Source organism: Streptomyces atratus (genome assembly GCF_900119365.1).
Taxonomy (GTDB): Bacteria; Actinomycetota; Actinomycetes; order Streptomycetales; family Streptomycetaceae; genus Streptomyces; species Streptomyces atratus_B.
This window is the reverse complement of record NZ_FPJO01000031.1, coordinates 55069-79234: the sequence shown is the minus strand read 5'-3', so window position 1 is coordinate 79234 and position 24166 is coordinate 55069. Positions and strand designations below refer to the sequence as shown.

General features: G+C 72.0%; 19 protein-coding genes, 1 tRNA gene and 1 pseudogene. 9 read left to right on the top strand and 12 right to left on the bottom strand.

All coding sequences use genetic code 11. From position 1 onward, the window contains the following. Window positions 1-333, top strand: a pseudogene (locus tag BT364_RS33210) (hypothetical protein); the annotation flags it as partial. 106 nt (window positions 334-439) lie between these two features. On the opposite strand, the gene BT364_RS33205 reads toward BT364_RS33210, so the two are convergent. Beyond that, window positions 440-513 (bottom strand) — tRNA-Pro (locus BT364_RS33205). 53 nt (window positions 514-566) lie between these two features. After that, the gene (locus tag BT364_RS33200; protein ID WP_072488921.1) at window positions 567-3200 is read right to left on the bottom strand and encodes an ATP-binding protein; all 2634 of its coding nucleotides are present in this window, start codon (window positions 3198-3200) and stop codon (window positions 567-569) included. Window positions 3201-3308: 108 nt separating this feature from the next. Between BT364_RS33200 and BT364_RS33195 the strand changes: the two genes are divergently transcribed. Together BT364_RS33195 and BT364_RS33190 are read left to right on the top strand one after the other, a co-directional pair. Further along, complete coding sequence (locus BT364_RS33195; RefSeq protein WP_072488920.1) at window positions 3309-3830, top strand: DUF309 domain-containing protein; 522 nt, start codon at window positions 3309-3311, stop codon at window positions 3828-3830. Window positions 3831-3963: 133 nt separating this feature from the next. Then, a complete protein-coding gene (locus BT364_RS33190; RefSeq protein ID WP_072488919.1) occupies window positions 3964-4332 on the top strand; it encodes a hypothetical protein in 369 nt (122 codons plus the stop codon). A gap of 7 nt (window positions 4333-4339) precedes the next feature. Here the strand turns inward: BT364_RS33190 and BT364_RS33185 are convergent, their stop codons facing one another. From BT364_RS33185 to BT364_RS33175, 3 genes are read right to left on the bottom strand one after another with little or no spacing between them, the layout of a single operon-like run. Then, window positions 4340-5572, bottom strand: a complete 1233-nt coding sequence (locus tag BT364_RS33185; protein ID WP_072488918.1) for an FAD-dependent oxidoreductase — start codon at window positions 5570-5572, stop codon at window positions 4340-4342. After that, a complete protein-coding gene (locus tag BT364_RS33180; protein ID WP_079179761.1) occupies window positions 5569-7017 on the bottom strand; it encodes an NAD(P)/FAD-dependent oxidoreductase in 1449 nt (482 codons plus the stop codon). Before BT364_RS33180 ends, BT364_RS33185 begins: the two co-directional genes overlap by 4 nt. 19 nt (window positions 7018-7036) lie before the next feature. Continuing rightward, window positions 7037-8470: an FGGY family carbohydrate kinase gene (locus BT364_RS33175; RefSeq protein WP_072488917.1), complete on the bottom strand. Its 1434-nt coding sequence runs from the start codon at window positions 8468-8470 to the stop codon at window positions 7037-7039. Window positions 8471-8912: 442 nt separating this feature from the next. Here BT364_RS33175 and BT364_RS33170 point away from each other — a divergent pair, with 442 nt between their 5' ends. Beyond that, window positions 8913-9920: a hypothetical protein gene (locus BT364_RS33170; RefSeq protein WP_072488916.1), complete on the top strand. Its 1008-nt coding sequence runs from the start codon at window positions 8913-8915 to the stop codon at window positions 9918-9920. Between the two features lie 84 nt (window positions 9921-10004). Next, window positions 10005-11534 (top strand): amino acid permease, encoded by a 1530-nt coding sequence (locus BT364_RS33165; RefSeq protein WP_072488915.1) that lies wholly within the window; start codon window positions 10005-10007, stop codon window positions 11532-11534. Between the two features lie 82 nt (window positions 11535-11616). Here the strand turns inward: BT364_RS33165 and BT364_RS33160 are convergent, their stop codons facing one another. Genes BT364_RS33160 through BT364_RS33150 form a run of 3 tightly spaced genes read right to left on the bottom strand, consistent with a single transcriptional unit; the run spans window position 11617 to window position 15406 of the window. Beyond that, window positions 11617-12882 carry an MFS transporter gene (locus tag BT364_RS33160; RefSeq protein ID WP_079179760.1) on the bottom strand — a complete coding sequence of 422 codons (1266 nt, stop codon included), beginning with the start codon at window positions 12880-12882 and terminating at the stop codon, window positions 11617-11619. A 5-nt stretch (window positions 12883-12887) separates the two neighbouring features. Beyond that, a complete protein-coding gene (locus tag BT364_RS33155) occupies window positions 12888-13493 on the bottom strand; it encodes a DUF5825 family protein (protein WP_072488914.1) in 606 nt (201 codons plus the stop codon). Next, window positions 13490-15406 carry a RiPP maturation radical SAM C-methyltransferase gene (locus tag BT364_RS33150; protein WP_072488926.1) on the bottom strand — a complete coding sequence of 639 codons (1917 nt, stop codon included), beginning with the start codon at window positions 15404-15406 and terminating at the stop codon, window positions 13490-13492. Before BT364_RS33150 ends, BT364_RS33155 begins: the two co-directional genes overlap by 4 nt. 426 nt (window positions 15407-15832) lie before the next feature. Here BT364_RS33150 and BT364_RS33145 point away from each other — a divergent pair, with 426 nt between their 5' ends. The 4 genes from BT364_RS33145 to BT364_RS33135 all read left to right on the top strand — a co-directional run bounded on the left by BT364_RS33145 (window position 15833) and on the right by BT364_RS33135 (window position 20267). Beyond that, window positions 15833-16969, top strand: coding sequence for a substrate-binding domain-containing protein (locus BT364_RS33145; protein WP_072488913.1), 1137 nt, complete (start codon window positions 15833-15835; stop codon window positions 16967-16969). Window positions 16970-17071: 102 nt separating this feature from the next. After that, window positions 17072-17224: a hypothetical protein gene (locus BT364_RS40540; protein ID WP_256260326.1), complete on the top strand. Its 153-nt coding sequence runs from the start codon at window positions 17072-17074 to the stop codon at window positions 17222-17224. A gap of 104 nt (window positions 17225-17328) precedes the next feature. Further along, the gene (locus BT364_RS33140; protein WP_072488912.1) at window positions 17329-18369 is read left to right on the top strand and encodes a hydroxyacid dehydrogenase; all 1041 of its coding nucleotides are present in this window, start codon (window positions 17329-17331) and stop codon (window positions 18367-18369) included. After that, on the top strand, window positions 18366-20267 hold the full coding sequence (locus tag BT364_RS33135) for a DUF2264 domain-containing protein (RefSeq protein WP_072488911.1): 1902 nt from the start codon (window positions 18366-18368) through the stop codon (window positions 20265-20267). The genes BT364_RS33140 and BT364_RS33135 overlap by 4 nt, the downstream gene beginning before the upstream one ends. Before the next feature lie 51 nt (window positions 20268-20318). Here BT364_RS33135 and BT364_RS33130 read toward each other — a convergent pair whose 3' ends face one another. The 4 genes from BT364_RS33130 to BT364_RS33115 all read right to left on the bottom strand — a co-directional run bounded on the left by BT364_RS33130 (window position 20319) and on the right by BT364_RS33115 (window position 24166). Then, window positions 20319-20951: a LutC/YkgG family protein gene (locus BT364_RS33130; RefSeq protein WP_072488910.1), complete on the bottom strand. Its 633-nt coding sequence runs from the start codon at window positions 20949-20951 to the stop codon at window positions 20319-20321. Beyond that, a complete protein-coding gene (locus BT364_RS33125) occupies window positions 20948-22492 on the bottom strand; it encodes a lactate utilization protein B (RefSeq protein ID WP_072488909.1) in 1545 nt (514 codons plus the stop codon). Before BT364_RS33125 ends, BT364_RS33130 begins: the two co-directional genes overlap by 4 nt. Beyond that, window positions 22489-23256, bottom strand: coding sequence for a (Fe-S)-binding protein (locus tag BT364_RS33120; protein ID WP_072488908.1), 768 nt, complete (start codon window positions 23254-23256; stop codon window positions 22489-22491). Before BT364_RS33120 ends, BT364_RS33125 begins: the two co-directional genes overlap by 4 nt. 163 nt (window positions 23257-23419) lie before the next feature. After that, entirely contained in the window at window positions 23420-24166 is a 747-nt protein-coding gene (locus BT364_RS33115) for a FadR/GntR family transcriptional regulator (RefSeq protein WP_072488907.1), read from the bottom strand.

The following is a 24166-nucleotide window of genomic DNA, read 5'->3' as shown; positions in this document are numbered from 1 at the left end:
GACAGCAGCAAGGTCGTGACCTCGATGACGATCACTCTCCTGCCGCCCCCATCGCCGGAGCCCGCACTGCCGGCGACGACCGTCCGGGAGAACACCGGCAACGGCAAGACCGGCAGCCGCATGGCACGTGTCCTGGCCATCCTGCAGACAGAACCCGAACGGCTTTGGCGCGCAAGGGAGATCGCCGAGCTCCTCGGCGATGTCACCCTCGTCGCAACCTATCGACAACTCGCTCGCTGGACCGAGAGAGGAATGATCAAGAGAGTCCGCATGGGCCGCTACACGGCAATCACGCAGACGACCAGCCCCTTGCGTGACCTGCGAAAACGCTAACTACCCGGCCTTGGGGAAACTTCAGGTCCCCAACTGGTCCCCAAGAATAACCAAGGGCCGGTTTCGGATGCCTTCGAAACCGGCCCTGATCTGCGACTGTCTCCAGTCGGGACGACAGGATTTGAACCTGCGACCCCTTGACCCCCAGTCAAGTGCGCTACCAAGCTGCGCCACGTCCCGATGCGCTTCCTCCCGGCTTTTTTGCTGGGCGGCTTCGCGGGACAAACATTACCTCACTCCGAGGCCCGGATCGACGCCCGTGCCTGGTGGGCGCGGTTTGCCAGGGAATCCGCACCGCAGGCGGTGGCCAGTTTGTGGGCCCTGGCGAGTTCGCGCGGGGAGCGGATCGCGATGCCGTAGTCGACGAGGGCGAGCGCGTGTTCGTACGCGGACGGGGACGCCTCCAGATGACGGACCGACTCGGCCAGCAGGTGGATGGCGTCCTCGGGGGCGGCGAAGAGGGATACGCAGCGCAGGGCCTCGCCGATCGCGGTGTCCGTGCCGAAGCGCTCGGCGTGCACCCGGGCCGAGGTGGCGAGTTGCTCGGCACGGGCGGGGTCATCCTCGGCCAGGGCGCGGGCGAGGTCGCCGGCCCAGGGAGCCCACACCCCGTTGAACCTGCCGCGGGGTTCAAGGGCCTGGCCGGCCGCTTCGAGTTCGGCGATCGCTTCCTTCGTTCGGCCTTCGGCCAGCAGCAGACGGCCGCGTACGCACGGGCCGTCGGGGAGCACCATCGCGCTGGGGTAGGGCGCGCCGAAGGCGTAGCGGTCGGCGATCTCGCGAGCCTCGGTGACGCGTCCGCGGGCGACCAGGGTGTCGATGAGCAGACAGGCCGCGTCCCAGTGGACCGGGAGTCCGCTGCCGACGCGGTCGGCGAGGCGCAGCCCTTCGCGCAGGAAGCCCTCGGCCTCGGCGAGCCGGCCGCGACGGCGGTGGACCAGTCCGAGCAGGGTGTGCGCGAACGCGAGGTGCGCGCCGCTCCAGCCGGAGATCTCGAAGGCGCGGACGGCCTCGCCGAAGAGTTCCTCGGCCCGGTCGAGCTGGTCGGTGAAGGCGTAGGTGATGCCGACGAGGGTCGGCAGTTCGAAGCCCCACTCCGCGTCGGTCCAGCCGAGTCCCCGGGCGGGGTGGCCGTCGACCAGGGCGCGTTCGCAGATGTCGACGACGAGCTGGGAGTTCTCGCCGCGCAGCATGGCGTCGAAGGCGCGGAGCGTGAGCAGGGCGCGCTCGGCGTTGTCGCGGCCGTGCAGATGGTCGGCGTTCCGTGCGAGGCGGCCGGAACGACCGGGGCCGTCCTCCTCGCCGGCCTGCATGCCCTCCCAGAGGAAGTGGGCGGCCTGGAGCCGCATCAGGCCGGGGCCGGGAGCGGTGCGTGCGGCCTCCACGGCGAGGGCGCTCGCCGCTTCCTTGAGCTGGTTGTTGTGCGAATGCGCGGCCGCGAGCCGGTAGGTGGCGTCGATCCGCTGGTCGTCGTCGAGTCCCGGCATGGCGAGGGCGGCGCGCAGGTGCTGGACGGTGGTGGCCGGGGAGCTGAGCAGTGTGGCGCAGCCCAGTTCGTACAGCAGGGTGGCCTTCACGCGCTGGCGCGGTGGTTCCTGCAGGGCGCGTTCGAGACAGCGGCGTGCGGCCTCCGGGGCGCCGACGGCGAGGTGCTGTTTGGCCGCTTCGCGGAGCTGCTCGACCAGTTCCTGGTCGTCGTCCGGGTGCACTTCGAGCAGGTGCCGGGAGGCTGCGGCGGGGCCGAGTCCGGCGCGGGTGATCGCCCAGGCGGCCCGGCCGTGCATGGCGGTGCGGGTGGCCGGCGGGATGGACCGGTAGACCGCGCTCGCGATGAGCGGGTGGACGAACTCCAGCGGGTCGAAGCCGGTGACGATACGGGCTTCGCGCAGCCGTGCCGTGCAGTCGGCGGCCTCGGCCGGGCTCATTCCGGCCAGGGTGGCCGCGAGGTCCTGGGAGATGTCCGTGCCGAGGACGGCGGCTGCCCAGGCGAAGCGGGTGGCGTTGGTGCCGAGCCGTTCCAGGCGGGCGACGAGGCCGCTGCCGCGTGCCGACGCGCCGAGTTCGCGCAGCAGCCCGGCCGACTCCTCCAGCGGCGCCAGTTCGCGGTCCTGGACCTTGGCGACGAGTTCGACCGCCTCGTAGGGGTTGCCGCCGGTGACGGCCCACACCTCGCGGCAGAACGGGTCGTCGGCGTGTTCGCCGAGGGCCGCGCGGACCAGCTCGGCGGTGGCGTCCGGGGTGAGGGCGCGCAGCGCGACCCGTACCTGGGACGGGTGGGCGCTGCCCGGTCCGCTCTCCTTCTGGCGGGCGGCCAGCTCCTCCGGGCGGTGCGCCTGCACGACCAGGACGGGGAGTTCGCCGAGGCGGGCGGTGAACGAGGCGAGCCAGGCGAGGGATTCGCCGTCCGCCCAGTGCGCGTCGTCGATGATGAGCAGCAGCGGACGGTGGCTCAGCCGGGACGCGAGCCGGGCGACGACGAAGTCCAGGCCGTCGCGCACACCCTGCGGGTCCGGCTGCGGGCCGGACGGTTCGGCCAGTCCGAGGGCCGGCGCGGCGATCTCGTACCAGGACCCGAACAGGGCCCGCATCTCGTCGGGCGGGAACCGGTCGAGCGCGGGCTGCAGCAGCTGGCGTACGACGTGGAACGGCACGGATGTGACGGTCTCGCCGCCCCGTGCGGACCAGATCGTGCAGCGGTCGGCGGCGATCGACTGGATCTCGCCGAGCAGTGCTGTCTTGCCGATGCCGGCCTCGCCGCTGAAGATCAGCAGCCCTCCGACGGCCTGGGCGCCGCAAAGGGCGTCCACGGCTTGTGCGGCGGCAGCGAGTTCCGGTTCGCGCTCGTACAGCGGCCGGGACGGCTTCATGCCTACCCTCCCCAGGGTGGTACGGATGACTTTCGACACTAGTCGTGTCCGGGGGTCCGCGGACAGTGGTTCGGACAGTTCGCCGCAGGTGCGGGGCACAATCGTGGAGTGGACGAGACGCGCAGGGACCGCGACACCGAGGGCAGGGCACGCAACGCGCGCCCGCGTGACGGGCTGGGGCGTCCCCTTCCGTACGGGGCTCCGGGAGTCGAGCGGCAGCCGGAGGGAGTGGTGCGCACCCCCGAGGAGACCGTGCGGGAGGCGCAGCGGCTGCTGGACGCGGGGATGCCGTTCCACGCGCACGAGGTGTTCGAGGACGCGTGGAAGTCGGGCCCGGCGGCGGAGCGGGAGTTGTGGCGCGGGCTCGCGCAGCTGGCCGTGGGGCTGACCCATGCGGCCCGGGGCAATGCGACGGGCGGGGCACGGCTGTTGCGGCGCGGCGCGGCGGCGCTCGCGGAGTTCGCCGGTCGGCGGCCGTACGGGATCGGTGTCGACGACCTGACCGTCTGGGCCGAGGAGCTGGCCGGACGGGTGGCGGCGGGGCAGTCCGCGGACGGCGGGGGCGCGGCACGGGCCGAGACCGTCGACGCGGCAGCCGAGGCACCGTGTCTGCGGTCCCCGGCCCCGTGACCCGGACCGGGCCCGGGGCGTGCCGGTGCGAGGGGCGGGATGTGGCCGGGCACGCGTCGGACGTGCGCCACATTCGCCGCCCATCACCCGGAGCGGTGAACAGGGCGGCCCGCAGCCATTACGATCGCGCGTCATGAGCACTTCTGACCAGGACCAGGCCGTGGACACCCCGATACCCGTCCCGGAGGCCGGCCCCGAAGCCGTCGCGGAGACGGACTCCGAGGCGGCCGACGGGACCGGGGACCGGAAGCTGACACCACGCCAGGCGAGACGGCTGCGCATGGTCCTCTCGTCGGTCGGCATGGCGGCGATGGCGGTGGTCCTCGCGCTGCGGATCGCCAGCCGGTCGTCCGTCCTGGTGGTCGGGGTGTACGGGCTGGCGCTGATCCTGTGCGGGATCGTGATCGAGCTCAGCCGCAACGGCCGCACCCGGCTCGGCAGTTGGCTGCTGACCGTCGGCCTGGTCGCGGCGATCGGATCGGACTGGCTGCTCATTCCCTGACGTATGGTCAGCGCACCGCGATCCGTACGGTCCCGCCGTGCGGATCGACCCGGTCGAGCCACTCGGCGCGCAGATGGAACGCACGGTCCGGCACGGCGGGCAGCAGCAGACGCTGCCGGTGGAGCTCCCGGCCGTCCTGGCGGACGAGGAGCAGCGGCGAGGAGAGCCTCCGGTCGGTGCGCAGGGTGAAGCGGCCGTCGAGCGGGAGGTCGCCGTCGGGGCCGATGAGGTTCGGTGCGATCCACCGCAGTGGGGATTCGACCGCGATGGACGGCCGTCCGGCGGGCCAGGCGCCTGTTGTCAGATGACGCAGTACGGGCGCGGCGACGGCCCGGCCCTCGGCGAGCGCGACGCCCGCGCTCTCCACGCCGTGCAGCAGATTCCCGACGGCGAAGACTCCGGTTCCGGTCGTGCGGTGGGCGGCGTCGTACGCGGGGCCGCGGGTGCCGCGGTCGAGGGTGACGCCGCCGCGGCGGGCCAGTTCGTGGTCGGGGATCCAGTCGCCGGTGAAGACGACGGTGTCGCAGCGCAGGGTCTTGGTCCGGCCGTCGTGATGGCGTACGCGGACGCCGGTGAGCCGTTCCCGGCCGGTCAGCGCGGTGACGGTGGTGCGGCCGAGGACCGGGGTGCGGTCGCCGGGCCGGGTCAGGGCGGTGAGCCGGGAGGCGGGCCGGTCGGTGACCATGGCGACGACGTCCAGGCCGGCGACGCGCAGGGTGTCGGCCGCGGCACGGCTGACGGGTTCGTTGCCGATGACGACCGCGCGGCTGCCGATCGGCTGCCGGTACAGGTGGACGGCCTGCTGGAGTTCGCCGGTGGTGTAGACGCCGGGTGGGCGGCTGCCGGGGACCAGGCGGGCGCTGCGGGGGCGTTCGCGGGCGCCGGTGGCGAGGACGACTGCACGGGCGGTGATCCGTTCGAGGCCGGTGGGCGCGGTGGTGTCCACGGTCAGCTCTCCGGCCCAGCCGGTGACGGTGACGCCGGTGCGCACGGTGGCCCCGGCGCGCACGGCGGCGGCCACGCAGCCGCGGGCGTACGCGGGTCCGGTCGTCCCTCCCCCGATGGCCCGGCCGCCGAATCCGCCGTGGTGGCAGTGGCGGGGGATGCCGCCCGCGGTCTGTTCGCGTTCCAGGATCTCGACCCGGCCCGCCCCGGACGCGGCGAGTTCGGCCCCGGCGCCGAGGCCGGCCGGGCCGCCCCCGACGATCAGCACGTCGACGGTGCGCTCGCGACGGGTCATGGGCGGGCCTCCTCGAACAGTGCGCGGACCGCGGCCCCGCAGTAGAAGCCCTGGCATCTGCCGTTCCCGGCTCTCGTCCTGCGCCGCAGGCCGTCCGGGGAGTGCGGCGGCACCGTACCGGCCAGGGCGTCCCTGATCTCGCCCGCGGAGACCCGTTCGCAGTGGCAGACCAGCGTGCCGTACGCGGGATCCGCCGCGATGCGTCCGGCGTCCTGGTACGGGCGCGGGAAGGCCTCGCCGAGGTTGGGCATGGTGACGGGCGGCAGTTCGGACGGTGTGCCGAGATCGAGGCCCGAGTCGCCGAGCAGTTCCGTGACATGGGCGGCGATGGCCATGGAGGCGGTGAGTCCGGTGGAGCGGATGCCGCCGACGGCGATGTACCGCCGCTCCGGCCGGGACCGGATGCGGTAGTCCTCCTGGCCGGTCGCGGCGCGCAGTCCGGCGTAGACGGCAGTGACTTCCTCGTCGAGCAGTTCCGGCAGGATGCGGCGGCCCTTCTCGCGCAGCAGGGCGATCGCGTCGGCGGTCGATCCGGTGGCGGTCTTGTCGTCGAGGTCCTCGGCGGTGGGGCCGAGCAGCACATTGCCGAAGACGGTCGGTGCGACCAGTACGCCCTTGCCCGCGGCGGTGGGCACCGGGAGCAGGATGTGGCCGACGAGGTCGCGGGCGAGCTTGTCGAAGACGATGAGCTGGCCGCGGCGCGGGGTGACGGTGAAGTCGTCGTGGCCGAGTTCCCGGTCGAGTTCGTCGGCGTACAGTCCGGCGGCGTTGACCAGATGGCGGGTGTGCAGCGTTCCCCGGGTGGTGGCGAGGGTGTGGACGTCGTCGCCGCTGTCGATGTGCCGCACCCGGCAGTTGAGGTGCAGCTGGACTCCGGCGCGCACGGCCTGGGTGGCGTAGGCGAGCGGTGTCGTCCAGGGGCAGATGATGCTCTCGTCGGGGATTTCCAGTGCGCCGAGGGCGCCGGGGCCCAAGTGGGGTTCGCGGGCGCGCAGTTCACCGGCGTCCAGGAGGCGTGCCGCGTGGTATTCGTTCCGCTCCGCCTTGGCCAGCAGGGCGGGGAGTGCGGCCAGTTGCTCTTCGTCCCAGGCGACGAGCAGGGCTCCGACGCGTTCGACGGGGATGCCGGTCTCGGCCGCGTAGGCGCGGAGTCTGTGCTGCCCTTCGCGTACCAGCCGGGCTTCCAGGGAGCCGGGTACGGCGTCGAAACCGGTGTGCAGGATGGCGGTGTTGGCCTTCGACGTGCCGTTGCCGATGTCGTCGCAGGCGTCGAGGAGCGCGGTGCGCAGCCGGTAGCGGGCCAGTTCGCGGGCGATGGCGGCGCCGACGACGCCCGCGCCGACGACGGTCACGTCGTAGACCTGGGCGCCGGGCCCGTCGCCCGGCCGGGTCCCGGGCAGGCCGGCGGCCGTCAGTGCGTCGGCTGTGGTGATCGTGGGGTGCATCGTGTGGCTCTCGTACGTCTCAGGCCTGGTCCAGCAGGGTCTGCACGGCGGTCCGGAACCGGACGCGTCGTTCGGCGGCCTCGTCGGCGCCGATCCGGGGTTCGTACACGGCGGAGGGTTTCCAGTCGGGCACGGCCTGCCGGAGCGGGAGCCGCGGGTCGAGGCCGAGCCGGGCGACCGCTCCGACGCCGAGCGCGGTGACGTCGGGCAGGGCGGACACCTCGACGGGCCGTTGCAGCAGGTCGGCCTGGGTCTGCATGAGCAGTGCGGAGCGGGTGAGGCCGCCGTCGACGCGGAGCGAGGTCAGGGGTGAGCCGAGGTCGGTCGCGGCGGCCTCGGTGAGTTCGACGACCTGGGCGGCGATGCCTTCGCACAGCGCGCGCACCAGATGGCCCGCGGTGGTACCGAGGCCGAGGCCGGTCACCGATCCGCGCAGATCGCCGCGCCACCAGGGGGCGGCGAGTCCGGCGAGTGCCGGTACGAAGGTGACGCCGCCGGAGTCGGGGACGGTGGCGCCGACGGGGTCGAGCTCGGCCGCGCCGGAGATCATTCCCAGGCCGGCGAGCCAGTCGACGGCGGACGCGGCGGTGTAGACCTGCCCGTCGAGGCAGTAGCTGGTGCGGCCGCCGAGCCGCCAGGCGACGCAGCTGACCAGTCCGGTGGAACCGCGGCACGGGGCGGGCCCGGTCTGGGCGAGCAGGAAGGCGCCCGTTCCGTAGGTGCATTTGGCGTTGCCGGGGTCCAGGGCGTTCTGGGCCAGCAGTGCGGCCTGCTGGTCCACGAGCAGCCCGGTCAGCGGGAGTTCACCGCCGAAGGCAGCCGTCGTACCGACCGTGCTGTCGCAGTCGACGACGTCCGGCAGCCGTTCGTCGCCGAGGCCGAAGACCTCCAGGGCCCTGGGTGACCAGCCGGACCGGTCGAGGTCGAGCAGCTGGGTGCGTCCGGCCGTCGCCGCGTCCGTGACGAAGGCCCCGGTCAGCTGGTGGACGAGCCAGGAGTCGGTGGTGGTGACGACGCCTTCGCGGGTCAGTTCCCGGCGGATCCAGGCCATCTTCGGCGCGGCGAAGTACGGGTCGAGGGGCAGCCCGGTGAGATGAGTCAGCTCCTCGTCGTACGAGGCGAGTTCGTCGCAGATCGGGGCGGAGCGCCGGTCCTGCCAGACGATCGCTTCGGTGAGCGGCCGCCCGGTGTCCGGGTCCCAGGCGAGCACGGTCTCGCCCTGGTTGGCGAGGCCGACCGCCGAAACCGGTTCACCGGCTTCCGTCAAGGCCCGGCGGCCCGCTTCGACGACCGAGCCGAGCAGTTCGGCCGGGTCCGCCTCGACCGCTCCGCCGGAGCCGTGCCGGGGTTTCACCGGAACGGAAGCGGAGCCGATCACACCACGCTCGGGGCAGATCACCAGAGCCTTCGTGCCCGACGTGCCCTGGTCCACGGCGAGTACCGGGCCTGTCATCGACTCTCCAGCGGTGCGGAAGCTCTGCGGCTTGAACGGAATCGTGATCACTGAACTCGCCGCCCAGAGTGGTGCAGACCACCGCGTACGTCAAGGGCCGCCCGGGACACGACCGGAACAACCGGTACATCTTTCAACGTCCTGGTGGATCAACCGACTTGAGTAAGATCCGCGAATCGGTCCGGAGTTCGGAGTGACTGGCCTTACACTCACCGCCGAGCAACAACCGGACGCTTTCGAGCAGTTCGTTTTTCAACAGCTGCTTCACCCCCCACGTCCTTGAGGACTGATGAGACCGACACCCTGCCCCGAGCCCCGATCCACCGGTTCCCCGGCCTTCCGCGTCTGCACGGGTTCCATGCCACCACCGGGTTGCGTGACGTGCTGAGGAGAACTTCCGACCGTCGCATGCCGGCCTGTCGTACGGGGGCAGGGCGAGTCCATGGCCAACAGTGATTTTCGGCCGGTCTACCACCCGGCCGGCCATGACAACGATCTGCGGGTCGCGTTACAGGATCTGCGCACCGGACGCTGGATGTCCATGCGCACGCTGCTGGAGAGCACGCCGGACTGGACCCTGTGGACCCAGCGCACCCAGGTGCTCGGGGCGATTGCCGCCGGTTCGGACGCCGTGCAGGCCTGGCTGGCCGAGGACCCCCGGAGCGTCGCCGCCACGGTGATGCAGGCGCGGGTCGTCGTCGAGCGGGCGGTGCGCGCCCACCGCGAGGGCCATCACCGGGCACAGGAGTTGTGGCAGGAGGCCTGGCAGGCCTGCCGCACGGCCGCGAACGCCTCGCCCGCGGACCCGGTGCCCTGGGTGTGCCTGCTGGCCCTGTCCCAGCTGGACGAGCGGCAGCAGTTGGAGGAGCACCGGCTGCACCCGCCGGGTCCGATGCTCTTCCCCGGCCCGTGGGGACTGCTGGCGGAGGCCGACAGGCGCGATCCGTGCAACCGCGAGGCCTATCACCGGATGCTCCAGTTCGTGTACGCGCGAAAGGCCGGCGGATCCCTCTCGGAGGCGGTCAACTTCGTCCAGTGGGCGGCCTCTTCGGCGCCCGACGGCTCCGCGCTGCACGTACTGCCCCTGTATGTGCGCGTCGAGCGCTACCGCCGCGAGCAGGGCCACGAGAAGGCCCTGGACCTGCACTGGGTCACCGAGGACGCGGAACGGGACGCGGCCCGTGCACTGGAGCTCTGGTTCCGTCGTACGACACCGATCTCGCACTCCCTGCTCGACCTGAACCACCTGGCCCACGCCCTGTGGGGAGCCCTCCAATTCGCTGAGGCAGCAACGGTGTTCGAGGAGCTCGGCCCGTATTTCACCTCGGTTCCATGGGTGTACCGCACACGCGGCCGCAAGGGCCCGGGAGACGCCGAGGACGTCTTCCTGCGCGCCCGCAGCCGCTGCCTCGCGGCGCCCCGCACCCCCGGACGGGGGCCGCACCGCTGAGCAAGGGCGCCGCGCCGCGTGCCTTCTCCCGTCCCGAACCGATCCCGACCGTCCCTTTCCATCCCGCTCACGGAGGTTTTCCCGATGTCCATATCCACCCCGACCCAGTCGGGTGCGGAGGCAACCCCGCCGAAGGACGAGGAGGAACGGCTGCGCGAACTCGGCTACCAGCCGGTGCTCGCCCGCCGCATGGGGGGCTTCGGCAACTTCGCCATCAGCTTCTCCGTCATCTCGATCCTGTCCGGCTGCATGACCCTGTACGGCTTCGGCATGTCGACCGGTGGTCCGGCCGTGATGCTCTGGGGCTGGGCCGGTGTCGGGCTCTTCGTGCTCTGCGTCGGCATGGCGCTCGCCGAGGTGACCAGCGCCTACCCGACCTCGGGAGCGCTGTACTACATGGCCGACCGGCTCGGTGGCCGCAAGTGGGGCTGGTACACCGGCTGGCTGAATCTGCTGGGTCTGCTGGGCGCGATCGCGGGCATCGACTACGGTGCGGCGCTGTTCACCGGTGCGCTGATGAATCTGCAGTGGGGATTCACTCCCACCCCGGGCAAGACAATGATCATCTTTGTCTGCATCCTGCTGCTGCACGCCGTGCTGAACCTCTTCGGCGTCCGTCTCGTCAGTGTGCTCAACTCGATCAGTGTGTGGTGGCACCTCGCCGGTGTCGCGGTGATCGTCTCCGTGCTCGCGATCGTGCCCTCGCACCACCAGTCGCCGTCGTTCGTCTTCACCGAGTTCGTCAATGACACGGGCTGGCACAACCCGTTGTACGTGGCGGCGATCGGCCTGCTCCTCGCGCAGTACACCTTCTGCGGCTACGACGCCTCGGCCCACTTGTCGGAGGAGACGTCGAACGCCTCGGTGACGGCCGCCAAGGGCATCGTCCGCGCGATCTGGGTCTCCTGGATCGCCGGTTTCGTGCTGCTCGCCGGGCTGACCTTCGCCATCCAGGACTACGTGGGCACCCAGAAGAGTGCCACCGGTGTGCCGCCGGCGCAGATCCTGATCGACTCGCTGGGCACCTCCGGGGCCACCGCCCTGCTGCTGATCGTGATCGCGGCCCAGCTGTTCTGCGGCAACGCCGAGGTCGCCGCCGCGAGCCGGATGGTGTTCGCGTTCAGCCGTGACAACGCCCTGCCGGGCTCGGCGCTCTGGCACAAGGTGAGCGCGCGCACCCAGACGCCCGTCAACGCGGTGTGGCTGTCGGTCGTCGTCGCCGGAGTGCTCGCACTGCCGTCGCTGTACTCCGCCACCGCGTACGGTGCGGTGACCGCGATCAACGTCATCGGCATCACGCCCGCCTACGCGATCCCGATCTTCCTGAAGCTGCGCTCCGGCCAGCGGTTCGAGCGCGGGCCCTGGCACCTGGGCCGCTGGAGCAAGCCGATCGGGTGGATCGCCGTCGTGTGGGTCGCCATCGTGACCGTGCTGTTCCTGCTCCCGCAGTCCTCCCCGGTGACGGTCGACTCGATGAACTACGCGTCGATCGCGCTGATCGCGGTGCTGGTCCTGGCCACCGTGTGGTGGTTCGTCGCCCGGCGTTCGTACAGCACGCCCTCGGCGTACGGCAACGCCCGCGAGCAGGCCGAGATCGAGGAAGGCATCGTCTGAGCCCGCTCGTCCCGCCGGCCCTCCCGGAACAGCCCTGACCGCAGGAGCGCTCCGGGAGGGTCGCGCGCGTACCGGGCCCCGCCTACGGCCACCAGAGGCAGGCGGCGGCCACGAGTGCCACCACCGCGCCGCCGGTGAGCACCGGGACGTTGCCCAGCCAGGAGGCGAGCGCACCGCCGCCGAGCGCGCCGACCGGCACCGTGCCGATGAGTGCGGCCTGCAGGACCCCGGCGACCCGGCCCTGGAGCTCGGGCGGTGTGATCAGCTGCTGGGTGGTGGTCATGGAGATGGCCCAGACCGTGGCCGCGAGGCCGAAGAGGAACTGGTACGCGAGCAGCGCCGGGAAGCCGGGGCCCAGGGAGGCGCCCGGGATCAAGAAGATCGCGAGGGCGGCCACCACGGCGCAGATCCGGGTCGCCCTGGCCAGCCCGATGGTGGCGGCGAACCGGCCAGCCAGCAGCACTCCGAGCACGGTGGCGACGCTGAACGCGGCATAGACCGTCCCCAACTGCCAGGCGGGCAGCCCGAGATCACGGGTGGCGTAGAGCACGAAGAGCGCGTCGGCGGCCCCGCTGCCGAGATTGAATCCGGCCCCCGCGAGCACCTGTCGGCGCAGCACCTTTTCACCGCGCACCACTTCGAGTCCCGCACGCAGCACTGCTGTTCGGGACTCAGATGCACGACTCCCCCTCTGGGCGGGGGTGTTGAGCGCGGCCGGAAGTGCGAGCAGCAGCAGTGACTCGACTCCGTATGCCGCACAGGCGGCCAGCAGTGCCGTCGAGGCACCGGTCAGGCCCACCAGCACGCCGCCGAGCGCGGGGCCGCCGATCTGTCCGGTGGTCCGGGCGCCGGTCAGCGCGGAGTTGGCGGACAGCAGCTGCTGGGGGTGCACGACCCGGGGCAGGGCCGCCTGGAGGGCGACGGCGAGCGTGGAGGTCAGCGCGCCGGACGCGGTGGCCACCACGTACAGCTGGGGCAGCCCCAGCCGGCCCAGGGCGGCCGCCAGCGGAACGGAGCCGACGACGAACACCTGCAGAACGGTCAGGAGCACGGTCAGGGTGCGCAGCCGAGCCCGGTCGGCCAGCACACCGGCGAACGGGCTGAGCAGCGCGCCCGGGAGGTAGCTCAGCGCCATCAGCGCGGAGGCGCCGAACGGGCCCGCGTCGAGCCGGGTCACGGCGAGCAGTGCGAGGGCCAGGGTGGTGACCTGGCGCCCGACGGAGCTGGCGATCTGTTCCCCGCACAACAGCGTGAACGGCCGGTGGCGCAGCAGGGAGCGGCCGGGAGGGCCGCTCCCGGTGGTACGTGTGCGGGCGGAAGGGGGAGGCGGATCGGGCAGCTGCTCCATCCGGCTCAGATGTCGGTGCAGGGGACCGGCCACCGGCGGATGCGGGGTGGCAGGGCCACCACCCAGCCGTCGGTCACCCACGCGAGGCGTTCCGAGGCCAGCAGCTCCACCGCTTCCCGTCCGACGGGGGTCAGTGCGGCCACGGCGGTGGGGTCCTGGACGGTGCGGAAGGTGGCGAGCAGGTCCGGGTCGTCGATCGTGAAGCGGGCGGCGGCCGAGGGCTCCCTGCGGTCCATGACGGTGACGAAGTCCGGGCCGCGCCGGTGGTAGAGCTGTCCGTAGGCGTGGCGGTCCCGCCACACGGTGAGTTCCGGCGGTTCGCCGGGCAGCGGGCCGGGGGCGGGCAGGTGGCGCAGGAGTCCGGCCGTAGCGGAGATCTCGTGCGCGGGCCCGGTGATCAGGGGGTCGTCGGTCGCCGGGGTCCAGCGCACGACGAGGTCGTGGCTCTGGCACTCGCGCAGGAACCGGACCGCTGCCGCCGCCGGCCGGCCGGCCGCGCCCAGCCGCAGGGGCTCGTCCACCGTCACCAGCCGTCCTCGGATCCGGTGCGGCACCGGCCCGGCCGGCAGGGCGGGGGCGGGACGGGTCGGGGGTGCGGGCAGGGGGCTCATCCGGCGACCTTCTCTCCGCTGCTGTCGGGCGCGTCCGTCGTCCCGTCCGGACCCTGGGTGCGCTCGATCGACCGGACCGGTACGTGCCAGGTGGGCAGGGACACGCAGGAACGCCCGTCGTCGAAGAGGAGGCCCAGTGCGACCGCTTCGTCGAGCCAGGCACCGAGCTCCTCGGCGCCTGGCGGGTCCCCGTCGGCCGTGAGCAGCCGGTGCAGCGCCGGCCGGGTGCGGCCCGCCTCCAGGTGGCGGAGGGCGGCGGCCCGCCAGCCGGTCAGCCGGTGGGTGCGGCGCGGCCAGCCGTGCCGTCGGTCGTGGACGAGGAGCACCTCCTCGCCGTCCGTTTCCTCGGGCTGTTCCAGGACCAGGGTCGAGGAGGGGTGGCCGGTGTACCAGTCGCGGGCCGCGGCCTTGAGCCGTGCCTCGGTCCCGCCGCCGATCCCGGCGGGCGGGGTGTCGAAGAGGTAGACCAGATCGGCCAGTTGTTCCTCGGGCAGGTCATAGACATGGCGGTACATCTCGGCGGGCTTCCGCTCGTGGAAGCCCAGCGCGGGGTCGGCGAAGTTGGGGCTGAACCGCTCCAGTTGGATGCGGTGGGCGCCGCCGGGCGGCTGGAGGTGGACGAGCGCGGGCATCTGGTCGATGACGGAGTCGTAGTCCGCGGCACTCTCCCCCGGGAAGCCGTACAGATAGTTCCAGGAGCAGGTGAGCGAGTGGTTCTCGCACTCGCGGAGCGTACGGATGTTGCGGGCCGCACCGACCCCCTTGTCCATCAGCTCCAGGGCCTTGTTGTTGAGGCTCTCGATACCGGGCTGGATATGGACCGATCCGGCGCGGGCGAGCAGTTCCAGCTGCTCCGGGGTGAGGTTGGACTTGACCTCGTAGTGCATGCGCAGGTCCCAGTCGCTGTCGGCGGCGAGCGGGAGGAAGTCCTTGAAGTACGCCATGTCGATGATGTTGTCGACGGTGACGACGTCCAGAATGCGGTGGCGCCGGACCAGGCGGTCGACCTCGTCCCACAGCCGGCTTCCGGTCTTGGCGCGGAAGGTCATCGCCGATCCGTTGAGCCCGCAGAAGGTGCAGTGGTGCTTCTCGCCCCACCAGCAGCCCCGGGCCCCTTCCACCACCAGTTTCGGATGGACGTACTCCGCGAGCGGGGAGGCATCGATGGCCGCCTGCCAGAGGTCGTAGTCGGGAGAGGGGATGTCGCCGGGCGCCACGGTGCGCCGGGACTCATCGTTGGCGCGCGACTCCGGCCCGTCCCACCAGCAGAGTCCGGGCACATCGGCCGGTGCGGTGCCCGCCTCGACATGGGCGAGCAGGGCGGGCAGGGCGTACTCCCCCTCCCCGCGCACCACATGGTCGACAAAGCGGTGATTGCGGTGCAGGGCATGGCCCATCGGGCCGTCGCAGTTACTGCCGCCGAACACGACGGTCAGTCCGGGACGGCGTCGTTTCAGCTCCGCGGCGAGCGCCAGCGAGGAGATGTTCTGCATGAACGTGGAGGTGAATCCCACGGCATCGGGTTCCTCGCCGAGGATCGCGCTCGCGCTCTCGTCGATGAATTCCGCCGCGTGGACCCTCATCGCGGTCGCGGTGGAGATGTCGGTCCCGCGCCGGGTGGCGTACTCCTTGAGCTGCGCCACGCCCCATTCGGGGTCCTTGTACAGGACACCGGAGAAGACCCAGTCCCCGAGGCCGTCGAAGATCGATTCGCTTCCGACCGCGACGTGGTCGCCGGGCCGCAGCGCTCCCTGCGAGCGTTCCAGCAGGAATTCCGCCCAGCGCAGGGAGCCGTGGAACTCGCGCACCTCGTCGTGCGGCCTCGTGCGGTCCAGCAGCGAGTGCAGCAGCCCCACCTGGAGCGAGGGAAGTTCGATCGGCTGCCAGGGCATGGTCACCAGATGTATGCGCACTGTGTCTCCCACGGCACGGGGGCGGGCGCCGGGTCGCGCCCGGCGTCCGCCCTTTTCGTCACTGTCCGGCCGCAGCGCGCCGGGCCCGGTGGGCCGGTCGCGTCAGGTACCGGCTGACCGGAACGCACCGGCTCAACGCGTCGGGCGTTTCTCGATCGTCTGCCGTTCGCGGTTCTTCGCCTCTTCCTCGCGGACCACTACCTTCTTGATCTCCATGTGCCCCTCCCCTCGGCGGTCGGTCCCAAGTCCGTTGACGTTAGGCGCCGTTGCGCGGGAGTCGCAAGAGTGCCTGCTGAGACTGGTGGGGTGTACGGGACGGACCGCGCCCGTGGACGAGCGGGGCCCGATCGCTATGCTGCGACCCGAACGCTCACCGGAAGCGTTCAAACGAACAACGCGCGGCGATACCGCGAGGGGGCCAGCATCATGCGGGAGCCGGTTGAACTCAGGCGTCAGCGAATCCTGTCGGTGGTGGAGTCGCGTGGCGCCGTCAAGGTGAGCGTGCTCGCTGCCGAGCTGGACGTCTCGGTGGTCACCGTCCGGCGGGACGTCGAGGAACTGGCCCGGGTCGGGCGGCTGCGCCGCGGGCACGGGGTGGCCCGGCCGGTGCGGGAGCCGGTGCCGCCCGCCGCGGTCCCGGCGGCCCGGGGCGAGGAGCAGGCCCGGGAGGCGGGGGCGGTCGCCCTGGTCGTCCCGGAGCGGCATTCGTACCTGTACGAGACGCTGCACGGCGCCCGGTCCGTCCTGGAGGAGTCCGGGATCCGGATCGCCCTGCACATCGCGCCCCCGTCGCCCGGTGCCGAACGACCGCTGGTGGAGCGGGCGCTGGCGGACGGGGCGCGCGGGCTGCTGATCGCGCCGCGCTGGCCCAGCGCCCGCTCGGAGGAGCTGGACTACGGCTGGCTGGCCGACGTGGGGGTGCCGACCGTGCTGATGGAGCGGCGGCCCCGGCCGGGCAGTGCGCTGCACGCCCTGGACTCCGTCTGTTCCGATCACTGGTACGGGACGCATCTCGCCGTGGACCATCTGGTGTCGCTGGGTCATCGCCGTATCGTGCTGGCCGCCCGTAACGACAGCCCGACGGCGCGCAGCATCCGTGCGGCGTTCGCCGAGATCGCGTCCGCCCGTCCGGAGGTGGAGGACTGGTCGGTGGCGCTGAGCTCGCCGGAGGCCGCGGCGGAGCCCCGCGGGTCCGCTCCGGCGACCGACGGCCGGGCCGCTCTCGACCTCCCCGTGCTGCTGCGGGAGCGGGGGGCCACGGGGGCCGTGCTGCACGGCGACGTGGATGCGCTGATGCTGGTGCAGCGGCTGGCGGACAGCGGTGTCGAGGTTCCCCGGGACTGCTCGGTGGTGGCGTACGACGATGTGGTCGCGGCCCTCGGCAGTACTCCGCTGACGGCGGTGGCACCGCCGAAGGCGGAGATCGGCCGGGCCGCCGCCGAGCTGCTGCTCCACCGGCTTTCCGGAGCCGTGGGGGCGAGCGGTCCGGTGCGCCGGACGGAGCTGCTGCCCACGCTTGAGGTGCGCGGATCGGCGCAGGCACCGCCATCCTCCAAGAAGTGATCGTTTGACCGCTTTGATTTTCTTCCGAGCGATCACTTGACCAGTACCGATCAGCCGATCAGGATTCCCCGTGAGCCGATTGAGAAGCCGCGGGAGGCGCAGATGCCCGGTCGACAGAGCCGTCGATCCGTGCTGTCCACGATCGCCGCCGTGGCGCTCCCGGGTGCGCTCGGCGCCTGCGGCGGTGGCAACGGCGACGGGCCGTCCGGGCCGGGCAGCAGGAAGGGGAGGCGCGCCACCCGCATCACCTTCTGATCAGCCCTGCGCGGCAGCCAGCAGGTGGTGGACCCCAGCTCCCCGGCTTCGCCATCGACGGGGTCGCAGACCGGGCCACCGCCCCCTCCCCCGACAGGAGAGAGATGCCCAGCACAGACCCCTCCGCCCCCGCCGCCCGGAACCGGCCACGCGCCGCCGTCGCCATGAAACCGGCCGCCGCGGACGCGCTCCTCGACACCCGGTCCCTGGCCGCGCTCGACGCGGTGTGCGACCTCGCGCCGCTGCCGGCGATCGACGACTTCGGCACCGACCGGGCCCGCGCCGTGCTGGCCGACGTCGAGATCCTGGTCACCGGCTGGGGCTGTCCGCCGCTCGACGCGGCCGCCCTCGACGCGGCGCCACGCCTGCGCGCCGTCGTCCACACCGCGGGCAGCGTCCGCGGACACATCACCGAGGCCTGCTGGAAACGCGGCATCGAGGTGTCCTCGGCGGCCGCCGCCAACGCGCTGCCGGTGGCCGAGTACACCGTCGCGATGATCCTTCTCTCCGGCAAACGGGTCCTGGAGCGGGCCCATGACTACCGGACGCGGCGCCGCCGCGACAACTGGCTCGCCGCCCCCGACCGGGTCGGGAACTACGGCCGCACCGTGGGCATTCTGTCCGCCTCCGTGATCGGCCGACGCGTCGTCGAACTGCTCCGCCCCTACGACCTGCCCGTCCTGCTGCACGATCCGTACGTCTGTGACGAGGAGGCCGCCGCACTCGGCGTCCGGCCCGTCGGCCTCGACGAACTGTTCGCGCAGAGCGACGTGGTGAGCGTCCACACCCCGCTGCTGCCGGCCACCCGTGGGCTCGTCAGCCGTGAACTGCTCACCTCGATGCGCCCGGACGGCGTGCTCATCAACACCGCGCGGGGCGCCGTCGTCGACCAGGACGCGCTCACCGACGTACTCCGGCAGAAGCGGATCCGGGCGATCCTCGACGTCACCGATCCCGACGCACTGCCCGCCGCACACCCCCTCTGGGAGTGCGAGAACGCCCTGATCACCCCGCACCTCGCCGGCTCGCAGGGCAACGAGTTGCGGCGACTGGTCGATCTGGCGGCGGGCGAGGCCGGCCGCTGGGCCGCGGGCGACGGTTTCGCCCATCCCGTACGACGCGAAAGGCTGGCATTTCTCGCATGACCGCTCCCCATCCGATCTCTCCGATCGAACTCCCCGCCGAGGAACGGGCGTTGAGCCCGTACACCGGCTACACCCGCGCCCACTGGGAGGCCGCTGCCGACGGGCTGCTCCGGGCCGCCTGGGAGTGGGCCACGCCGGGCGGCGCGCTGCTGGATCTGCCGGGCAGGCCGTCCGCGTCCGGAGTGCGCTCCGACGGTCTGGAGGGTTACGCGCGCACCTTCCTCGCCGCCGCCTTCCGGGTCGCGGGCGCGGACGGCAAGGACCCGCACGGCTGGCTCGACCGGTACGCGGACGGGCTCACGGCCGGCACCCGTACCCCCGGCCGCGACGATGCCGAGTCCTGGCCGCTGATCCGCGACCACTCCGTCTTCGGGCAGCCCATGGTCGAGTCCGCTTCGGTCGCCATCGGCCTGCGGCTGACCCGGCCGTGGCTCTGGGACCGGCTGGACGACGGGGTGCGGGACCGGACCGAGGAGTGGCTGCGCGACGCGCTGCGGCACGTCCCCTCCCCCAACAACTGGTATCTCTTCCCCTACTCCGTGGCCGGGTTCCTGGAGTCCGTGGGCCGTGGCGACGCAAGGACGGCCCGGGCCAAGCAGCGGGCCCTCGAACTGCTGGAGGGCTGGTACCGGGGCGACGGCTGGTACGCGGACGGCGACGGCCGCGCCTTCGACCACTACAACGGCTGGGCGCTGCACCTCTACCCGATGCTGGACGCGCATCTGTCGGGCGACGCGGAGCTGTCCGCGCACTACGGCGCCCGGCTGCGCGAGCACCTGGAGGGCTTCTCGCTGCTGTTCGGCGGCGACGGTGCGCCGATCCACTTCGGCCGCTCGCTGACCTACCGCTTCGCGGCCGCCTCCTCGGTCGCGCTCGGCGCCATCAGCGGGCACACCCCGCTCACGCCCGGCGCCTCGCGGCGGGTGATCAGCGGGTCGTTGCGCTACTTCCTGGACCGGGGCGCGACCGGTACGGACGGGCTGCTGAACCTGGGCTGGCACGGCCCGCACGAGGCGTCGCTGCAGAGCTACTCGGCACCCGCTTCGCCGTACTGGGCGTCCAAGGCCTTCGTCTCGCTGCTCGCCCCGGAGAGCCATCCGCTGTGGGCCGCGACCGAGGAGCCCGCGCCGAGCGAGGGCCCCGACCGGGTACTCGCGCTGCCCGCGCCGGGGCTGCTCGTCCAGTCCACCCGCGCGGACGGGATCGTACGGCTGCACAACCACGGCAGCGACCATGTGCGCCCGCACGAGGGCGAGTCGGGTGTGCAGGACGATCCGCTGTACAGCCGTCACTCGTACTCCACGGTGACCGGCCCCACGTCCGGGGGGAACGCGGCGGACAACCATCTGGCCGTGGTGGTCGACGGGGTGCGCAGTGGTCGCCGGGTCATCCGTGCGCTGGGCGCCGGTGGGGGCGACGGCTGGGGCTGGGCCGCCTCCTGGCACCGCCCGGTGTTCACGTCGGGCTCCCCGATGGTGCCGGGGATGCGGGTGGAGAGCGTCACCGTGGCGCACGGCCGGTACGACTTGCGGGTGCACCGGGTGGTCGGCGCGCCGGACGGGGCCCGGGTGGAGCAGACGGGCTGGGCGACCGGCCGCGACGACGCCCTGACCTCCGCCCTGCACGGCCTGTACGGCTGGGAGTCCCGGGACGAGGTACGGGCTCCGCAGGGCACCGCGTACACCCCCTGGGCGGTGGTGCCCCGGCTGGCCGCGCCTGCCGGGGGCACGGTGGTACTGGTCGCGCTCGCCTCGCTGACCGCGGAGTCCGACGCGGCGCCGCTCGACGCGGTGGTGAGCGGGGTGACGGTGGACGGGGACACGGTGGAGGTCCGCTGGGCGGAGGATGCGGCGACGACCCGTATCCGCTTCGAGCCGATGACGGTCACGCACGGCTGAGCGCCGGGGTGCGCGGCCGTCGCGCCGTGCACCCCGCCCGCCGGCAGGGACCTACCGGTCCGTCCTGATCACCACGGCCAGGGTGCGCGGACCGTGCACGCCCTCCACCCGCTCCAGTTCGATGTCGGACGTGGCCGAGGGTCCGCTGATCAGCGTCGTCGGCCGCTGGGGCTCCAGCCGCGCCACCGCTTCCGGCACACCGGCCTCGACCGTGGACAGATCGACGACGCACACATGGAGATCGGGGACCAGGGACAGCGCCCGCCGTCCCTGGTCTGGCGAGCCGTCCAGGAAGATCGTGCCCGTCTCGGCGCAGCTGACGGCGGAGGCGGTGAGGACACCGTCCAGGGCGTCGAGCCGGGGCGCCGGGATGTCGCCGGAATCCTGCTGGACCTCGCCGTCGTACGCGTCGAGCCACAGCGGGTCGAGTCCGGCCGGCACACCGATCCGCCGCGCTCCGTGCTCCCGCAGCACCTCGGCGACGGCCTGGGCCGTGCGGTCGGCGGTGCAGGTGTGCACCGTCGCCCTGTAGTCGACGAGCCGGTCGGTGAAGAGGGCCAGGCGCTCGTCGTCGGGGAGGGTGCGGCCGGTGCGGTAGGCGCGCGGGACGGTGGTGTCCGGGGTGGGGGCGAGGGCGAGGGCGTCCTTGATCCTGCCCAGCACCGTTTCACGAGCGGTCGTCACTTCTCCTCCTCCTTCTGCTTCCGGTTCTTCTCGTACTCGCCCGCGGCGGCCCGCATCGCCTGGGCGCCCTCCGCCGATGCCAGCCAGGAGCGGAAGGTCTGCTTCGGCGGCGCCGCGGTGTCCCGGCTCTCGCTCCAGCCGTTGAACGGCGGCGGCAGATGCGAGATCCTGCCGTCCCGCCCGCCGACGAGGCGGCCGATCCCCGCCCCCTTCTGCGCGGCGGTGAAGAGTTTCGGGTGCTTCATGACGGTGGCCGCGGCCTTCATGGCCAGCTTCTCCGCCGTCGTGCCGGACTGTTCGGTGTTCTGGTGGCGCAGTTCGACCAGGAGCGACGGAATGTCGATCTTGACCGGGCAGGCGTCGAAACAGGCGCCGCAGAGGCTGGAGGCGTACGGCAGCGAGCTGTTGGGGTCGCCCTTGGCCGCGTGCATTCCGGCGAGCTGCGGGGTGAGGACCGCGCCGATCGGTCCGGGATACGTCGATCCGTACGCGTGGCCGCCGGCCCGTTCGTACACCGGGCAGACGTTGAGGCAGGCCGAGCAGCGGATGCAGTTGAGGGCCTCGCGTCCGATCCGGTCGGCGAGCGCCGCGGTGCGTCCGTTGTCGAGCAGGACCAGGTGGAAGTCCTGCGGCCCGTCGCCCGGCGTCACCCCGGTCCACATCGAGGTGTACGGGTTCATCCGCTCGCCGGTGGAGGAGCGCGGCAGCAGCTGAAGGAAGACTTCGAGGTCCTGGTAGCGCGGCAGCACCTTCTCGATGCCCATGACGGTGATCAGGGTGTCGGGCATCGTCAGGCACATGCGGCCGTTGCCCTCGGACTCCACGACGGCGAGGGTCCCGGTCTCGGCGATGCCGAAGTTGGCGCCGGAGACCGCCACCTCGGTCGTCATGAACTTCTCGCGCAGATAGGCGCGGGCGGCGGCGGCCAGATGCGCGGGTACGTTGTCCAGTCCCGGGTCGACGCCCGGGATCTCCTTGAGGAAGATCTGCCGGATCTCGTCGCGGTTGCGGTGGATCGCGGGGACCAGGATGTGCGACGGCTTGTCGTGCGCGAGCTGGACGATCAGTTCGGCGAGGTCGGTCTCGTACGGAGTGATGCCGACCGATTCGAGGTGTTCGTTGAGGCCGATCTCCTGGGTCGCCATCGACTTGACCTTGATGACGTCGCTGCTGCCCGTCGCCTTGACCAGCCGGGTGACGATCTCGTTGGCCTCGACGCCGTCGCGCGCCCAGTGGACGGTGCCGCCGCGCTCGGTGACCTTCCTCTCCAGCTGCTCAAGGAGTTCGGGGAGCCGGTTCATGGTGTCGGTCTTGATGGCCGATCCCGCCTCGCGCAGTGCTTCCCAGTCGGGCAGCTCACCGGTGACGTTGAGGCGTTTGGCGCGGATGGTGCGGGTGGCCCGGCCGAGGTTGCGGCGCAGCTGTTCGTTGCGCAGTTCGTCGTGGGCGGCCTTGGGGAACTTCCGGTCGCCGCGCAGATTGCCGGTCCCGTACGGGGAGCGGGGCGGGGTCGCGGGCATGCCGAGGAAGGTGCTGCTCATCGGACAGCCTCCGTGGGGACGTACGGCGAGGTGCGGGTGGCGGAGAGGATCTGGGCGAGGTGCAGGGTCCGGGTGCCCGACCTGATCCGGGAGAGTCCGCCGCCGATGTGCATCAGACAGGACGAGTCGCCCGCGGTGCAGACCTCGGCGTCGGTGCCGGCGATGTTGCGCATCTTGTCCTGGAGCATCGCGGTCGACGTCTCGGCGTTCTTGACGGCGAAGGTGCCGCCGAATCCGCAGCAGGAGTCGGCTTCGGGGAGCTCGACGAGGTCGATGGAGTCGACGGCGCGGAGCAGCTTCAGGGGCTTGTCACCGACGCGGAGCATGCGCAGGGAGTGACAGGTGGGGTGGTACGTCACCCGGTGCGGGAAGTACGCGCCGACGTCCTCGGCGTCCAGGACGTCCACGAGGAACTCCGACAGCTCGTACGTCTTGGCCTTGACGGTGGCGACGCCCGCGCGCAGCGACGCGTCCCCGTACCGTTCGGCGACGATCTCGTGCTGGTGACGGACCGAGCCCGCGCACGATCCGGACGGCATGACGACGGCCTCGATCGAGGCGTCGCCGAACTGCTCGGCGAAGTTCCGCACCAGGGGCACGGGTTCGCGCTGATAGCCGGTGTTGACATGCATCTGACCGCAGCAGGTCTGCCCCGGCGGGAACACCACGTCGTGGCCCAGGCGGGCGAGCAGGACCGCGGTCGATTTCACCGCCTCGGGGAAGAGCGTGTCTCCCAGACAGGTGGCGAAGAGTCCGATGCGCATGGGGTCTCTCCGATCGTTCGCTTCTGCATTTTTATGGTCCGACCATACTAGCCTCGGTCCGGAACATGAAGGCTGCGGCGCCACACGGTGATTTACATGCACCTGACAATCTCCTCGCGCACAGAGGGCTTCGACCCACCCGGCTCGGAGCCCTCGGTGCGGGTCAGGAGTCCTCGCGCACCCGGCCGGATTTCTCGTCCACCAGCGTGCCGTGGAGGCTGCGGATGTGCCGCTCGACGAGATCGGCGGCCTTCGCACCCTTGCCGGCCCGTACCAGCCCCAGCAGTTCGGTGTGCTCCGCGTTGAGCGCGGCGGCCGTGGCCGGCCAGTCCTCGGCCTCCTCCAGCGCCCGCAGGATCAGCGGGCGCACCGACTCACGGACGGCGGAGGTGAGCGTGGAGGTCAGTTCATTGCCGGAGCTGCGGGCGATGTGTACATGGAACCGGGTGTCCAGATCGTTGAACTCAGGCACCCCGACGTCCGGCTCCCCCATGCGCACGACCAGCGCCTCCGCCTCGTCGAGGTCCTCCGGGGAGACATGCCGCGCGGCCGCCTCGAAACTGGACCTCTCCAGCACGACGCGTGCCTCCAGGACGTCCTCCAGGCTGTAGCTGCCCAGCGCGAAGTGGAGTCGCAGCAGCCGCCCGAGCGCGTCGTCGGGGTTGCGTACGATCCGCGCCCCGGCGTCCGGCCCCCGGCCAGGCTGTGCGACCAGCACACCGATGGTCTCCAGCACCCGCAGCGCCTCGCGCAGCGCGGAGCGGCTGACCCCGAGCACCGGCGCGAGTTCGCGCTCGGGCGGCAGCCGGTCGCCCGCCCGGAGTTCGCCGGCGAGCACCCGTTCCTCGATGCTCTGGAGCACGAGCTCGTGCGTACGGGACTGCCGTACGGGTTGCCATTCGACGGGCAT